Raw genomic sequence first — 14,127 nt, 5'->3', positions numbered from 1 at the left:
TCGTTAACGGGACGCGGGGAGCCGCTCCCACCGGCTGTTGCGGAGGGCTTCGTTGATCAAGCTCATGTTCGCCGACGACGAGGAACTGGTGCGCTCGGGACTGCGCGCGATGATGTCCGGGGCCCAGGACATCGAGATCGTGGGCGAGGCGAGCGACGGCAGATCCGCGGTGGAGGTCGCCCGGCGGTACCACCCCGACGTGGCTCTGCTCGACATCAAGATGCGAGCCCCTGACGACGGCATTCGCGCGCTCCGGGCCATCCTCGCGCTCCCGGACCCGCCCACCGTGGCCATGCTGACCACCTTCGACATCGACGAATACGTCAGCCTCGCGCTCCGGCTCGGCGCGAACGGCTTCCTGCTCAAGGACATCGACCCGGCCGCGCTGCTGCGGGCCGTGCGTGACCTGGCGCGAGGTGGGGCCGTGCTGGATCCCGGCGTGGCCGCGCGGATGGTTCAGTCGCACCGGGACGAACAACGTGCTGCTCAGCCCGCCCGGAAGCTGCTCGCTTCCCTGTCCGAACGCGAACGCGAGGTCGTCGCCCTGATCGGCCAAGGCCTGTCCAACGCCGAGATCGGCGGGCGGCTGCACCTCTCCGAAGCCACCGTCAAGGGGTACGTCTCCGCCGTGCTCTCGAAGATCGGGGCGGCCAACCGGGTGCAGGCCGCTCTGCTGGCCTACCGCGGTGGACTTCTCGATCAGTAAATGCTGCTCACGGCGCTGGAGTTCGTCGGGCTCGTCGCCTTCGCTGCGTCCGGGGCGCTCGCCGCGGTGCGGGCGCGGCTCGATGTCTTCGGCGTTGTCGTCCTCGGGCTCACCACCGCCCTTGGCGGCGGCGTCATCCGGGACGTCCTGCTCGGCATCCACCCGCCCACGACGCTGCGGAACTGGCCCTACCTCGCCGTCTGCGCCGGGACCGCGCTGGTCGTCTTCGCCTTCCACCCGCAGGTCGCGCGGCTGCGGCGCGGCGTTCTCCTCGCCGACGCGCTCGGGCTGGGCGTCTTCGCCACCGCCGGGACGACCATCGCGCTCAACGCCGGCGCCACCGTCTACGCCGCGTGTCTGATCGGGATGACGACCGGCATCGGCGGCGGGGCCGTGCGGGATCTGCTGCTCCGGGAAATTCCGCTCGTCCTGCGGAAGGAGATCTACGCCGTGGCCGCGCTGGCCGGCTCGGCGCTCGTCGCCGTCGGTCACGCTGTGCGACTGCCCGCCGGTCCGGTGACCGTCGTCGCGGCCGCCGTCGTCGTCTCCGTCCGGGTGGTTGCGCTCTGGCGGCACTGGAACGCGCCGGTCGCGCGCGGTCCCGAGTGACAAATCCTTTGTGAGTTCTGCGTGTGTTCTTAGGCGGGTCTCAGCACGCTGCGTAAAACTAGCGCCATGCGCATCCTTGTGGTGGACGACGACCGCGCCGTCCGTGAGTCGCTCCGGCGGTCCCTGGAGTTCAACGGCTACCAGGTCCAGCTGGCCAGTGACGGTGCGCAAGCGCTGGAGGCGATCATCGCCGACCGGCCGGACGCGATGGTGCTCGACGTCATGATGCCCCGGCTGGACGGCCTGGAGGTCGCCCGCCGCCTGCGCAGCACCGGCGACGACCTGCCGATCCTCGTGCTGACCGCGCGCGACACCGTCTCCGATCGGGTGTCCGGGCTGGACGCCGGCGCCGACGACTACCTGCCGAAGCCCTTCGCGCTCGAGGAGCTGCTCGCCCGGCTGCGGGCGCTGCTGCGCCGCGCCATCCCGGAGGGGCAGAACGGCCAGGCCTCGGAGGCGCTGGCCTTCGCGGACCTGACGCTCGACCCCGGCACGCGGGAGGTCCGCCGCGGCGGCCGCGAGATCAGCCTGACCCGGACCGAATTCGCCCTGCTGGAACTGTTCCTTTCCTACCCGAAGCACGTCCTCACGCGTGGCCGGATCCTGGAGGAAGTATGGGGTTACGACTTCCCGACGTCGGGCAACGCGTTGGAGGTCTACGTCGGCTATCTGCGCCGCAAGACGGAGGCGGAGGGGGAGCCGAGGCTGATCCACACGGTGCGGGGAGTGGGGTACGTCCTGAGGGAAACCCCGCCGTGACCGAACCGGGCGATCCCCGCGGCACGCGCTGGGGAGCCCGCCGGTTCTCCCTGCGCGGCCGGGTGACGCTGCTGGCCGCCGCCTGTGTGGCCGGCGCCGTCGCGCTGGTGTCGATCGGCGCGTACATGGTCGTGCGCAGCAACCTGTACCAGCAGCTCGACGACAGCCTGATGGCCCGCGCGCAGGCGGCGGCCGACTCGCCGCAGGTGCAGACCCAGCTGCGCCAGGTCCCCGGCGCCTTCCTGGCCAGCGCCGACCTGCAGATCGGGCAGCTCACCGCGGCGCCCGACGTCCAGCACGCCGTGATGACCTACCCGCTGTCGAGTTCGCCGCCGCCGTTCGGGCAGGACGAGCTGGCCGTCGCGAACGGCGATTCGCCGGAATCGCTGCGCACGGACTTCCGCTCCGACAGCCGCGTGGTCGCCCTGCCGACCGGGCACGGCGAGGCCATCGTGCTGGCCCAGTCGATGAGCCCGACCAAGCGCACGCTGAACGAGCTCGCGCTGGTGCTCTTCCTGATCGGCGGCGCCGGCATCCTGGTCGCCGCCGCGGCGGGCACCGCGGTCGCGCGCGCCGGCCTGCGCCCGGTCGACCGGCTGACGTCGGCCGCCGAACGCGTCGCCAAGACCGGCGACCTGCGGCCCATCCCGGTCAGCGGCGACGACGAGCTCGCGCGGCTCACCCAGACGTTCAACACCATGCTCGGCACGGTCGCGGACTCGCAGGAACGTCAGCGTCAGCTGGTCGCGGACGCCGGCCACGAGCTGCGGACGCCGTTGACTTCGCTGCGGACCAACCTCGAGCTGCTTCTCGCCGCCAGCAAGCCGGGCGCGCCGCCGCTGCGGGACGAAGACCGCGTCGACATCGTCGCCGACATCAGCGGCCAGCTCGACGAGCTGACGCAGCTCATCGGCGACCTGGTCGAACTCGCGCGCCAGGACGAGCCGCGCGAGCGCTTCGAGCGCGTCGAGCTGCTGGAGGTCGTCGAGCGCGCGCTCGACCGGGCACGGCGGCGCGCGGGCGAGATCAACTTCGACGTCTCGCTGCAGCCGTGGGTGCTCACCGGCGACAACAGCTCGCTTGAGCGCGCGGTGCTGAACCTGCTCGACAACGCGGTGAAGTTCTCGCCGCCCGATGCGACGGTCTGGGTGCGGCTGTACCCGCTCGGCGACGGCACCGCCGTGGTCGAGGTCGCCGACGCCGGGCCAGGCATCGCCGAAGAGGACCTGCCCAAGGTGTTCGACCGCTTCTACCGCTCGTCGGAGGCGCGGACGCTGCCCGGCTCGGGCCTGGGGCTGGCGATCGTGAAGCACGCGGCCGAGCGGCACGGCGGGGCGGTGTACGCCTCGCGGGCGCCCGAGGGCGGCGCGTTGATGACGATCCGGTTGCCGGGGGCGCCCGGCTGAGGCCGGCACCGAACTGCTGTTGCCTGTTCGCGCCGCCCGTGGTGGTGTTGTTCAAGTCGGCTGCCGCACGCCTGCCCTGACCTGTCGTTTCGAAGTTCACCCACGCTGCTCCCGCGAATCCCGTGTTGAATCGTGTAGGATTTTGTGTGGTTGGGGTCCGACGGACGGAGTGAACGGTGCTGGCGCGTCAGCGACAGGCGGTGATCCTGGAAGAGGCACGCCGGACCGGTGCGGTCCGCGTGAGCGACCTCGTCACCAGGCTGGGCGTGTCCGACATGACGGTGCGCCGCGACCTCGACGTCCTGGCCGGGCGGGGGCTCGTCGAGAAGGTGTACGGCGGCGCCACTTCGGTCATCGGCAAGAGCACCGACGAACCCGGCTTCGAGGCCAAGTCCGTGCGCCAGCGGGCGCAGAAGGAAGCCATCGCCGAGCTCGCCGCCACGCTGGTCCGGCCCGGCACCGCGATCGGCATCTCCGCCGGCACCACCACGTGGACCCTCGCCCGGGCGCTCGACGCCATCCCCGGCCTCACCATCGTGACCAACTCGATCCAGGTCGCCGACGTGCTCCGCGGGTCGACCCAGCCGGATCGCACGGTCGTGCTCACCGGCGGGGTGCGGACGCCGTCGGACGCGCTGGTCGGCCCGGTCGCCGTGCACAGCCTGCGGTCGCTGCACCTGGACGCCGTCTTCCTCGGCGTGCACGGGATGGCCGACGGGCCCGGGTTCACCACGCCGAACCTCACCGAGAGCGAGACCGACCGCGCGCTGGTCGAAGCCGGGCGCAAGCTGGTCGTGCTCGCCGACCACACGAAGTGGGGCACCGTCGGGATCTCCACGATCGCCGACCTCGACGAGGCCGACGTCGTCGTCACCGATGACGGCATTTCCGACGAGGCCAAGGAAATTCTCGCCGAACGGGCGGGAGAACTCATGATCGCCGAGACGGCGGAGACGGACGAGGCCCGAGAAGCGTGAAGCGCACCGTACGACACCTGGCCGACGGCCGGGAGATCATCTACTTCGACCAGCCCGGCGCGCCCGACCGCGTCGCCGAGGACACCCGCGACCTGCCGCCGGTTTCGGCCGCGTCGGAGATCCGGCTGGACCCGCTGACCGGGGAGTGGGTCGCGATGGCCGCGCACCGGCAGACGCGGACCTACAAGCCGCCGGCCGACCTGTGCCCGCTGTGCCCGAGCAAGCCCGGGAAACCGAGCGAAATCCCGGAAAGCGACTACGACGTCGTCGTCTTCGAGAACCGGTTCCCGTCCTTCGCCGAAGACGTCATCGGTGAGCCGTCCACTGTGGATGGCTACGGGCTGGTGCCGGTGCGGCCCGGCCGCGGCCGCTGCGAGGTCGTCTGCTTCACCAGCAACCACGACGGCTCCTTCGCGCAGCTGAGCGCGAAGCAGGTGCGGGCCGTGGTGGACGCCTGGGCCGACCGCACGACCGCGTTGTCCGCGGTGCCCGGTGTCGAACAGGTCTTCCCGTTCGAGAACCGCGGCGAGGAAATCGGCGTCACGCTGTCGCACCCGCACGGGCAGATCTACGGCTACCCGTTCGTCACGCCGAAGACCGCGCGGATGATCGACGTCGCCCGCGCCTACCAGGCCGAACACGGGCGCCCGGTGCTCGGCGACGTGCTGGCCGCCGAGCAGAAGTCCGGCGCGCGCGTGGTCGCCTCCGGTGAGCACTGGACGGCCTACGTGCCGCCGGCGGCGCGCTGGCCGGTCGAGGTGCACGTGGTGCCGCACCGGCAGGTCCCGGACATCCCCGCGCTGACCGACGCCGAGCGCGACGACTTCGCCGACGTCTACCTCGACGTGCTGCGCCGCTGCGACGCGCTGTACGACCGGCCGCTGCCGTACATCGCCGCGTGGCACCAGGCACCGGTGCGCCGCGACCGCGAGCTCGGCTGGCTCCACCTGGAGCTGTTCTCGGTGTTGCGCGCGAAGGACAAGCTGAAGTACCTGGCGGGGTCCGAGTCGGGCATGGCGGTGTGGATCAACGACGCGACGCCGGAGCAGATCGCCGAACGGCTCCGCGCGGCGGGCTGATCCCGGCCATACTCATCTCCGATGCACAGGTTCGGCTCAGGAACCTCTCAGGACCATCGCGCAAGGTGAGGACATGACCGAGAACGACCCCAACGCGCACGACCCCGCGGCGCCGCGGCACCCCGAGACCGGCCAGCAGCCGGCCCAGGGCGGTTGGGCGGGGCACTCGTACGGTGAGCAGGCCCAGCCCGAGTCCGGCGGTGCGCCGCAGTACTCCGAGCCGTCCTACCACGCGGTGACCGGGGCCGATCCGGCGTACGGCGGGCAGAGCGCGAACCCGTGGTCGGCCCAGGGTGCGCAGATGCCCTCCGGCCAGACGCAGCAGAGCGTCTACCCGCCGCCGAACCCGTACGGTCAGCCCGCCACGGGCGGCTACCCGGTGGCCACCTCGCCGCAGCCGAAGCGGTCCGGCGGGAAGCTGCTCGCCGGCGTCGCGCTGGTCGCGCTGCTGGTCGGCGGCGTCGCGGGCGGGACGGTCGGATACTTCACCGGCGGGTCGTCCGGCCCGGCCAGCAACGCGCTCGACGCGCCGAAGCCGGCCCAGCAGACGGGCAACGCGCCCGCGGGCTCGGTCGAGGCCGTCGCGCAGAAGCTGTCGCCTAGCGTGGTCGAACTGCAGGTCAGCGGCCAGCAGGGGGCCGGCGAAGGCTCCGGCTTCGTGATCAGCACCGACGGCTACATCCTGACGAACAACCACGTCGTCGAGGTCGCCGCGAACGGCGGCCAGATCCAGGCGGTGTTCCAGGACGGCAAGAAGGCCGCCGCCAAGGTCGTCGGCCGCGACCCGACGACCGACATCGCGGTCGTCAAGGTCAACGGCGTCAGCAACCTGACCCCGGTGGAGCTCGGCCGGTCCGACGACCTGCGGGTCGGCCAGTCGGTGGTCGCCATCGGCTCGCCGTTCGAGCTGGCCGGCACGGTCACCTCGGGCATCGTCAGCTCGCTGCACCGGCCGGTGCGCGCGGGCGGCAGCAGCGGCGACCAGACCACGGTGATGGACGCCGTCCAGACCGACGCGGCGATCAACCCGGGCAACTCGGGCGGTCCGCTGGCCAACATGTCCGGCCAGGTCATCGGCATCAACTCCGCGATCTACAGCCCGCAGTCGGGGTCCGGCGGCCAAGGCGCGTCCGAAGGCGGCAACGTCGGCATCGGCTTCGCCATCCCGATCGACCAGGCCCGCCGCACCGCGGACACGATCATCAAGACCGGCCAGGCGGTGCAGACCTACATCGGCGCGGAGGTCAAGGACGCCCCGCAGGGCGGCGCCGAGCTCGGCGCGATCAAGCCCGGCAGCCCGGCGGAGAAGGCCGGCCTGAAGGCGGGCGACGTCGTCACCAAGATCGACGACCGCCCGATCGACTCGGCCGACACGCTGGTCGCGGCGGTCCGCACCCGGGCCCCGGACGAGAAGGCGACGTTCACGCTCGCCGACGGCCGCACGGTCGAGGTGACCTTCGGCGGCCAGCCCGTCCAGCCCAACTGATCCCTTCCTCCAGTCGCTCGGCCGCCTGGCGCGGCCGAGACCAACTTCGGCTCGACCCCCGATTCCGGGGCCGGACCCACAAGGCCACGCGCGACCAGGCACTCGATGCCGGTCGCGCGTGGCCGCATTTATGCCCGGGTCAGGGGGTGGGGCGGTCGGCCGGTGTACCTGGAGGGTCGGCTTGCGTGCCTGGAAGGTCGGGCTGCGTGCCTGGAGGGTCGGGTGGCGTGGTGGGGCGGGTGTCTCGCGTGTCTGGAGGGGCATCACTCGTGATGGGGGAGGCATCTCGCGTGATTGGCGGGGCATCACTCGGGACGACACGGCGGGTGAGGGCGGTCAGTACCACGGCGAGCCAGACCACCGCCAGCGTGAGGGCCAGGGCGGGGGTTGGGTTCGTGTCGTGGAGGCCGGGCATCGGCGGGGTTCCGTACGGGCGCCAGAGCAGGGGGAACGCCAGGATCGCGAGGGTGGCCGTGATGACCGTCCCGGCCATGACCGGGGTTCGCCAGCGGCGCGGGAGGAGCCGGGACAAGGCGATTCCGAGCAGCGCCGTCAGCGGGGCGACGACCGCGTCGTTGAGGACCGGGCCGCCGACGATCCAGCCGACGGTGCCGAAGACGTCCGGACGCAGCGGCAGCGCGTACTCGGCGAACAGCACCACACCCCAGGCCAGCGCCGCGAGGCCCGGCAACGCGAGGAGCACCCGGGCGGTCTTCACAGCGCCTCCAGCTTCGTGACCCACTTCGTCTGCAGCACGCCGGGGCGGTTCGGGGCGATGATCCGGCAGGGGAAGCCGTGGTCGGGGGCGAGGACCTCGCCGTTCAGCTCCAGGGCCAGCAACGTCAGTTCGTCGGCCGTGTGTTCGCCGGGCAGCACGCTGACGCCGTACAGCCCGCCACGCTCCGAAGAGGACACCCGGACCGCCGTGCCGGGCGCCGCGCCGACGGCTTTCAGCAGCGTGGGCAGGGAAACCCCGCGCCAGGTGGCCGACTGGCTCCAGCCCTCCACGCACGCGATCGGCAGCTCCGCCGTCGTTTGCGGCAGCGCGCGCAGCTCGTCGAGCGAGAACTTCGTGGTGCCGTGCGAGGTCACCACCGAGAGCCGCCAATCCGGCGACCACGTGACACGCGCGGCCGCCGCCGTGCGGTTCACCGGCAGGTTCTGGGTGCCCTTGCCGGTCTTCCAGGCAAGGGCGGAGACGCCGCGCAGGAACGGGACGGTGGCGCCCGCGGTGGCCACGACCGCGACCCCGGTCACCAGCCCGGTGGTGACGAGGAATCCCCGCCGGGACAGCCCCTCGGCAGGCGGCTCTTCGACGGTGGTCCGGCTCAGGGCGCGGCGGATGATCGGCAGCTTCACCGCGACGTGCACCAGGATCGAGCCGATCGCCAGCCACGCGACCGCGTAGTGCACCTGCGGGAAGTAGAAGCCCCACGGGTAGTTCTGCGCGACGTTGAGCAGCCCGGTCGTCAGTTCGAAGAACGCCGCGCCGGACAGCACCAGAATCGACAGCCGCTCCAGGGCGTGCGGGAGCGAGCGGACGAGCGGCCGGCCGAACAGCTTCGGGTAGACGCTCCACAGTTTCGCCAGCAGCAGCGGGATCGACGCCACACCCGAGATCACGTGCAGCCCCTGCGTGACGCGGTAGAGCCCGACCGGCCGGCTGGGCCAGGCGAACCACCCGGGCGGGTGCTGGATCAGGTGGCTGATCAGCCCGGTCACGAAGCACGTCGTGAAGGTGACGGCGAGCGCCAGGCCGATCCTCGACGTCACGCGCTCGTGGTGCGCCGGGGCCCGGAACTGCTCTTCCGCGGGGATCGGCAGTTTCACGATCGCTCCAATCGCGCGAACCAGCGGTGCCCGCGGCGGGCGGTCCAGTCGACGCGCAACCCGGCGCGCACGGCGACTTCGGCGATCGCGTCGACCCCGACCCAGGCCCAGGTGAACCAAGCGACGTCGGCGTGGCCGGGCCGAAGCCGGACGCGCTCGTGCCGCAGGCCCCGGCCCGGGGGCTCCAGCTCGACGAGGACGTCGCCGTCGGGGGCGATCAGCGCAGCCGTGCGCCGCAGCAGCGCGACGGGGTCGCCGCCGATGCCGATGTTGCCGTCCGCGAGCAGGGCGTGCCGCCACCGTCCTTCGCCGGGCAGACGGTCGAAGAGGTTGCGCTGCAACGCATTCCCACCGCGCCGCCGCGTCAGCCCGACGGCCGTGCGCGAGCTGTCCACGCCCAGCGCGACGACCCCGCGCTCGGCCAGCGCCGCGGTGAGCCTGCCGGGTCCGCACCCGAGGTCGACGGTGGGACCGGAACACGCGTCGAGCAGGACGTCGTCGCCTTCGGACGGTTCCGCCCAGCGTTCCACCGCCAGTTCGATCCGCTCGCCGTTCGCCAGTTCGAGCCAGCACCGGTGGCCGAGCAGGCCGTGGTCGAACTCGTGGCCGGTGCTCACCGGGGCGGTCATCACGCCACCGCCTGTCCGCCGACAGCCAGCACGGCGCGGGCGAACCGGCCGTCCGGGCACGCCGCGGCCACCGCGCGGGCGTCCGCCATGGTGTCCACATCGGACAGTCGGGCCACCCCGGCCGGGCGCAGCCCGCAGGCGACGAGTGCCCGCAGCGTGCGGATACCGGTGTCTTCGCGGGACATCGGGACGTCCGCGAGGGCCTGCGCGTGCCGCGGCTCGGCGAGGCCCAGCGCCCACCAGCCGCCGTCCGCGGCCGGCCCGAGCACGGCGTCGTGGCCGCCGTGCAGGACCGGGGCGACCGCCGCGGCGAGGGACTCCGGCGTGACCTGCGGGGTGTCCATGCCGATCTGGAGGACCGGCAGGCCGGCGTGCACCTCGGCGGCGTCCGCGTGGGCGTTCGCCAGCCGGGCGCCGAAATCGGCGCCACGCTGCGGGATCGTGGTGACGTGGCGGAGCGCCATGCCGATTTCGACGGGCCGGGCGGCGGCGCCGAGGTCACCGGTCATCGCGACGACGGGCAAGGCACCGGGGACCGCGCAGACGGCCTCGAGCGTGTCGAGCAGGGAGGCCGCGGCGATCTCGGCCGCCTGGGCCGGGGTCGCGGGCGGGCAGAGCCGGGTCTTCGCGAAGCCCGGGACCGGCGCCTTGGCCACGACCAGCAGGACGAACGGACGGCTCATCGGGCCAGCACCCGCCCGAAGTCGCGGACCGCGCGCAGCGTCCCCCGCACCGACCCGGACACCTTCGACTTCGTGCCCTTGGCGCGCTCGCCGTACCGGACGTCGAACTCGCTGACCCGCCACCCGGCGCGCTGGGCTTTGATCAGCAGCTCCAGGGGATAGCCGAAGGCCCGATCGGCGACGCCCAGGCCGAGCAGGGCCCGCCGGTCCGCGGCACGCAGCGGCGCGATGTCCCGCACCGGCAACCCGCGGCTGCGCAGCAACTGCGCCAGCACGGCGTTGCCCGCTCGCGCGTGCCAGGGCCAGACGCCGGGACCGGTCGGCACCCGGCGCCCGACGGCCAGGTCCGCGCCGCCTTCGACCGCGGTCACCAGCCGCGGCAGGTCCGCGAGGTCCAGGGACCCGTCGGCGTCGGCGAAGCACACGACGTCCGCGGTCGCGGCTTCCAGTCCCGCGTGCACGGCCGCGCCGTAGCCGCGGCGCGGTTCGTGGACGACCTTCGCGCCGAGCGAGGCCGCCACTTCCGGCGAGCCGTCGGCCGAGCCGTTGTCGACCACGATCGCGCGGTAGCCCGGTGGCAGTCCGGCCAGCACACCGGGCAGCGCCGCCGCTTCGTCGAGGCAGGGGAGGACGACATCCACTTCCAAGTCAGTCACGGCGCCGACCGTAAGTCCGCTCGGAGTGCGGGAGAACCCTTGCGGCGCTTACCGAATCATGACATCGGGCGAGTTCTTACCGCGTCGTTACGGCTCCCGCTGCGAGGGCGCGGACCGTTCGCCCCGACCCTAAGGTGGGCGACGATGAGCGAGCCGAACCCGGCAGCCCGGCTCGCCGAGCCGCCTGCCCGCGAACCCGAAGCCCCGGTCCGCGGCCGCCGCGCCGACCTGGTCGCGGTCGCCGCGGTGGTGGTGCTCGTCGCCACGGCCACCGCGGTCGGCCTCTATTACAACCGGCCGCACTCCGGCGTGATCATCTTCGTGTCTTCGCCGCCGTTGTTCGCCGACTGGCTGCCGCACGTGGGCCCGGGTTCGGTGTTCGCCGTGCTCGTCGCGGTCGCGGTGGTGCTGCACGGCCCGGTGCTCGCCGCCCGCCTGCCGTGGCGGCGCGCGCTCGCCGCCGGCTACCTCGCCTCGCTCGCCTGGATCTTCTCGCTGGCCATGGTCGACGGCTGGTCGCGCGGGTTCGCCGGGCACCTCACCATTCCCCAGGAGTACCTGCACGAGGTCCCGGGGATCACCGACATCCCGCGGATGCTGCGCGAGTTCTCCTCCCGCATCCTCGATTTCCAGCCGCATTCGTGGACGACGCACGTGTCCGGTCACCCACCGGGCGCGACGCTCGTCTTCGTCTGGCTGGACCGGATCGGCCTGCACGGCGGCGCGTGGGCGGCCACGGCCGTGGTCCTCGTGGGCAGCCTGGTCACGGTGGCCGTGCCGGCCACGGTCGCCCTGCTCGGCCGGGCCGACGCGGCCCGCACGGTGCTGCCGTTCGCCGTCCTCACCCCGGGCGCGGTGTGGATCGGTGTTTCGGCGGACGGCCTCTTCGCCGGGGTGACCGCCACCGGGCTCGCGCTGCTCGCGCTGTCGGCGACGGGGTTCGCCCGCGGCCGCCGGTACGCCGTTCCGGCCGGGCTCGCGGCCGGCGTCCTGCTCGGCTTCGGGATCTTCCTGTCGTATGGCCTGGTGCTGCTCGGCGTGCTCGCGGTGGCCGTCGCCGTCCTCGGCAAGCAATGGCGGGCCGCGGCACTGGCGATCGCCGCGGCGCTGGCCGTCGTCGGCGTCTTCGCCTGGGCGGGCTTCTGGTGGCTCGACGGCTACCACCTGGTCGTCGAGCGCTACTACCAGGGCGTCGCGCTGGTCCGGCCCTACTCGTACTGGGTCTGGGCGGACCTGGCGGCGGTGGCCGTCGCCCTTGGCCCCGCGGTTGTGGCGGCCGTCCGACGGGGTCTCGCGTCCCCGCACCGGGCTCTGTTCACCGATCCGGTCCTCCTGCTCGGCCTCGCCGCACTGGCCGCCATCCTCTTCGCCGACGTCTCGGGCCTGTCGAAAGCCGAGACCGAACGGATCTGGCTACCGTTCGGGGTGTGGTTGCTGCCGCTGACGGCGTTGCTGCCGCGGCCCGGACGCCGGTGGTGGCTCGCCGCGCAGGCGGCGACGGCGCTGGCGGTCAACCACCTGCTGCTGACGGGCTGGTGAGGGAGACGTGATGCACGATCAGGCCGGGCGGGTGCTCGTGGTCGACGACGACGAGACGGTCCGCGACGTCGTCCGCCGCTACCTCGAGGTGGGCGGGTTCACCGTCGACATGGCCGGCGACGGCGCCGAGGGCCTGGCGAAGTTCGCCGCGCACGAACCGGACCTGGTCGTGCTCGACGTCATGATGCCGGGGATCAACGGCCTGGAGGTGTGCCGGCGGCTGCGCCAGGTGAGCCAGGTGCCGATCGTCATGCTCACCGCCCTCGGCGAGGAGGAGAACCGCATCGCGGGGCTCCAGCTCGGCGCCGACGACTACGTGACCAAACCGTTCAGCCCCAAGGAACTGGCCCTCCGGGTCGCGTCGGTGCTGCGCCGCGCCCGGATGCCCCGCCCCGAGCCGGCCGCCGCCGAGCTCGTGGACGGCGACCTGCGCCTGCAGATGAAGGCGCGCACTGCGACCCTCGGCGGCCGCGAACTGCCGCTCACCACCCGGGAGTTCGATCTGCTCGCGTTCTTCCTCGCCCACCCCGGCGTGGCCTACTCGCGCGCGGACCTGCTCGAGAAGGTGTGGAGCTGGGACTTCGGCGACCAGTCCACAGTGACCGTCCACGTGCGACGGTTGCGCGAGAAGATCGAGCGTGACCCGGCCAAGCCGACCCGGGTGGCGACCGTGTGGGGCGTCGGCTACCGCTACGACCGGGAGCAGCCGTGATCGGCTCGGGCGAGTCCTTCGAGGAGATGCTGACGCATCTCTGGCACATCCTGCCGTTCGCGCTGCTGTTCTCGCTGCCGGTCGCGGCGCTCGGCGGTGTGGCGTTGTACGTCCTGCGCCGGGGTTCGCTGGCCACCACGCTCACGGTGCTGGTGCTGATCCCGGTGCTCGCCACGCTGGTCGGCGTCCTGGGCATCAGCGGGTTCATGTTCACCCCGGCCCTGACCACGATGCTGCTGGTCTGCCTGCTCGTCGCGCTGGTCACCGTGCCCGCGGCGATCGTCCTCGGCCGGGCCATCGCGCGCCGCAGCGTGTGGGAGCGAGAGGCGCGCGAGCGGGAACGCGCCGCCGAGGCGTCGCGGCGCGAACTGGTCGCCTGGATCAGCCACGACTTGCGCAGCCCGCTGGCCGGGATCCAGGCGATGGCCGAAGCGCTGGCCGACGGCGTGGTGTCCGAACGCGACGAGGTCGCCGACTACGCCCAGCGGATCAGCGGCGAAACCCGGCGGCTGTCCGCGATGGTCGGCGACCTGTTCGAGCTCTCGCGGATCACCGCGGGCGCCCTGGAGCTCACGATGTCCGCGGTGCCGCTGCGGGACGTGGTGAGCGACGCTGTCGCCGCTCAGGCGCCGGTGGCCCACCGGAAGCGGGTCCGGGTTCTCGCCAACGCGTCGACCTGGCCGGTGGTGACCGGCAGCGACCCGGAACTGGCCCGGATCGTGCGGAACCTGGTGTCCAACGCGATCCGGCACACCCCGCCCGACGGGACGGTCGCGGTGCAGATCGGCGTCGACGGCGACGAGGCCCTGCTCGCCGTCGACGACTCCTGCGGTGGCATCCCGGACGACGAGATCAACCGGGTGTTCGACGTCGCGTTCCGCGGGACGCAGGCGCGGACACCGGAGCGCGGGGGGACGACCAGCGGGGGTGGGCTCGGCCTGGCCATCGCCAAGGGGCTGGTGGAGGCGCACCGGGGGCGAATCGGAGTGCACAACCACGGGCCGGGGTGCCGGTTCGAGGTGCGCCTGCCGCTCGCGATGCCTTAGGCTGCCGTTT

General features: G+C 72.7%; 15 protein-coding genes. 10 read left to right on the top strand and 5 right to left on the bottom strand.

What is annotated here, in order from left to right; all coding sequences use genetic code 11:
• Nucleotides 1-52: 52 nt before the first annotated feature.
• From ACFPLC_RS08200 to ACFPLC_RS08170, 7 genes are all read left to right on the top strand, one after another.
• Nucleotides 53-706, top strand: a complete 654-nt coding sequence (locus ACFPLC_RS08200; protein ID WP_003087851.1) for a response regulator — start codon at nt 53-55, stop codon at nt 704-706.
• Nucleotides 707-1,315, top strand: coding sequence for a trimeric intracellular cation channel family protein (locus ACFPLC_RS08195; RefSeq protein WP_378195957.1), 609 nt, complete (start codon nt 707-709; stop codon nt 1,313-1,315).
• A gap of 66 nt (nt 1,316-1,381) precedes the next feature.
• Nucleotides 1,382-2,074, top strand: coding sequence for a response regulator transcription factor (locus ACFPLC_RS08190; protein WP_013230061.1), 693 nt, complete (start codon nt 1,382-1,384; stop codon nt 2,072-2,074).
• Complete coding sequence (locus ACFPLC_RS08185) at nt 2,071-3,480, top strand: sensor histidine kinase (RefSeq protein ID WP_378195954.1); 1,410 nt, start codon at nt 2,071-2,073, stop codon at nt 3,478-3,480. The genes ACFPLC_RS08190 and ACFPLC_RS08185 overlap by 4 nt, the downstream gene beginning before the upstream one ends.
• 176 nt (nt 3,481-3,656) lie before the next feature.
• Complete coding sequence (locus ACFPLC_RS08180) at nt 3,657-4,457, top strand: DeoR/GlpR family DNA-binding transcription regulator (protein WP_378195951.1); 801 nt, start codon at nt 3,657-3,659, stop codon at nt 4,455-4,457.
• Nucleotides 4,454-5,536, top strand: a complete 1,083-nt coding sequence (gene galT / locus ACFPLC_RS08175) for a galactose-1-phosphate uridylyltransferase (RefSeq protein WP_378195948.1) — start codon at nt 4,454-4,456, stop codon at nt 5,534-5,536. The genes ACFPLC_RS08180 and galT overlap by 4 nt, the downstream gene beginning before the upstream one ends.
• Nucleotides 5,537-5,609: 73 nt before the next feature.
• On the top strand, nt 5,610-7,022 hold the full coding sequence (locus ACFPLC_RS08170; protein ID WP_378195945.1) for a S1C family serine protease: 1,413 nt from the start codon (nt 5,610-5,612) through the stop codon (nt 7,020-7,022).
• 139 nt (nt 7,023-7,161) lie between these two features.
• Here ACFPLC_RS08170 and ACFPLC_RS08165 read toward each other — a convergent pair whose 3' ends face one another.
• The 5 genes from ACFPLC_RS08165 to ACFPLC_RS08145 are packed head-to-tail and all read right to left on the bottom strand — an operon-like array spanning nt 7,162 to nt 10,805.
• Nucleotides 7,162-7,740 (bottom strand): hypothetical protein, encoded by a 579-nt coding sequence (locus ACFPLC_RS08165; RefSeq protein ID WP_378195942.1) that lies wholly within the window; start codon nt 7,738-7,740, stop codon nt 7,162-7,164.
• The gene (locus ACFPLC_RS08160; RefSeq protein WP_378195939.1) at nt 7,737-8,852 is read right to left on the bottom strand and encodes a molybdopterin-dependent oxidoreductase; all 1,116 of its coding nucleotides are present in this window, start codon (nt 8,850-8,852) and stop codon (nt 7,737-7,739) included. The genes ACFPLC_RS08165 and ACFPLC_RS08160 overlap by 4 nt, the downstream gene beginning before the upstream one ends.
• Nucleotides 8,849-9,481 (bottom strand): class I SAM-dependent methyltransferase, encoded by a 633-nt coding sequence (locus ACFPLC_RS08155; RefSeq protein ID WP_378195936.1) that lies wholly within the window; start codon nt 9,479-9,481, stop codon nt 8,849-8,851. The genes ACFPLC_RS08160 and ACFPLC_RS08155 overlap by 4 nt, the downstream gene beginning before the upstream one ends.
• Nucleotides 9,481-10,164, bottom strand: a complete 684-nt coding sequence (locus ACFPLC_RS08150) for a TIGR04282 family arsenosugar biosynthesis glycosyltransferase (protein ID WP_378195933.1) — start codon at nt 10,162-10,164, stop codon at nt 9,481-9,483. The genes ACFPLC_RS08155 and ACFPLC_RS08150 overlap by 1 nt, the downstream gene beginning before the upstream one ends.
• Complete coding sequence (locus ACFPLC_RS08145) at nt 10,161-10,805, bottom strand: glycosyltransferase family 2 protein (protein WP_378196010.1); 645 nt, start codon at nt 10,803-10,805, stop codon at nt 10,161-10,163. The genes ACFPLC_RS08150 and ACFPLC_RS08145 overlap by 4 nt, the downstream gene beginning before the upstream one ends.
• 159 nt (nt 10,806-10,964) lie before the next feature.
• On the opposite strand from ACFPLC_RS08145, the gene ACFPLC_RS08140 reads away from it, so the two are divergent.
• The 3 genes from ACFPLC_RS08140 to ACFPLC_RS08130 are packed head-to-tail and all read left to right on the top strand — an operon-like array spanning nt 10,965 to nt 14,117.
• On the top strand, nt 10,965-12,359 hold the full coding sequence (locus ACFPLC_RS08140) for a hypothetical protein (RefSeq protein ID WP_378195930.1): 1,395 nt from the start codon (nt 10,965-10,967) through the stop codon (nt 12,357-12,359).
• A gap of 10 nt (nt 12,360-12,369) precedes the next feature.
• The gene (locus ACFPLC_RS08135; protein WP_191306985.1) at nt 12,370-13,071 is read left to right on the top strand and encodes a response regulator transcription factor; all 702 of its coding nucleotides are present in this window, start codon (nt 12,370-12,372) and stop codon (nt 13,069-13,071) included.
• Nucleotides 13,068-14,117: a sensor histidine kinase gene (locus ACFPLC_RS08130; RefSeq protein ID WP_378195926.1), complete on the top strand. Its 1,050-nt coding sequence runs from the start codon at nt 13,068-13,070 to the stop codon at nt 14,115-14,117. Before ACFPLC_RS08135 ends, ACFPLC_RS08130 begins: the two co-directional genes overlap by 4 nt.
• Nucleotides 14,118-14,127: the final 10 nt, after the last annotated feature.

The organism is Amycolatopsis plumensis (assembly GCF_042652605.1).
GTDB lineage: Bacteria > Actinomycetota > Actinomycetes > Mycobacteriales > Pseudonocardiaceae > Amycolatopsis > Amycolatopsis plumensis.
This window is presented reverse-complemented; position numbering and strand designations above follow the sequence as displayed.

Excerpts from the sequence above, each read along its gene's own strand:
- ACFPLC_RS08195 (WP_378195957.1), top strand. The coding sequence starts at position 707 with ATGCTGCTCACGGCGCTGGAGTTCGTCGGGCTCGTCGCCTTCGCTGCG.
- ACFPLC_RS08190 (WP_013230061.1), top strand. The coding sequence starts at position 1,382 with ATGCGCATCCTTGTGGTGGACGACGACCGCGCCGTCCGTGAGTCGCTC.
- ACFPLC_RS08170 (WP_378195945.1), top strand. The coding sequence starts at position 5,610 with ATGACCGAGAACGACCCCAACGCGCACGACCCCGCGGCGCCGCGGCAC.
- ACFPLC_RS08155 (WP_378195936.1), bottom strand. The coding sequence starts at position 9,481 with ATGACCGCCCCGGTGAGCACCGGCCACGAGTTCGACCACGGCCTGCTC.
- ACFPLC_RS08150 (WP_378195933.1), bottom strand. The coding sequence starts at position 10,164 with ATGAGCCGTCCGTTCGTCCTGCTGGTCGTGGCCAAGGCGCCGGTCCCG.
- ACFPLC_RS08140 (WP_378195930.1), top strand. The coding sequence starts at position 10,965 with ATGAGCGAGCCGAACCCGGCAGCCCGGCTCGCCGAGCCGCCTGCCCGC.
- ACFPLC_RS08135 (WP_191306985.1), top strand. The coding sequence starts at position 12,370 with ATGCACGATCAGGCCGGGCGGGTGCTCGTGGTCGACGACGACGAGACG.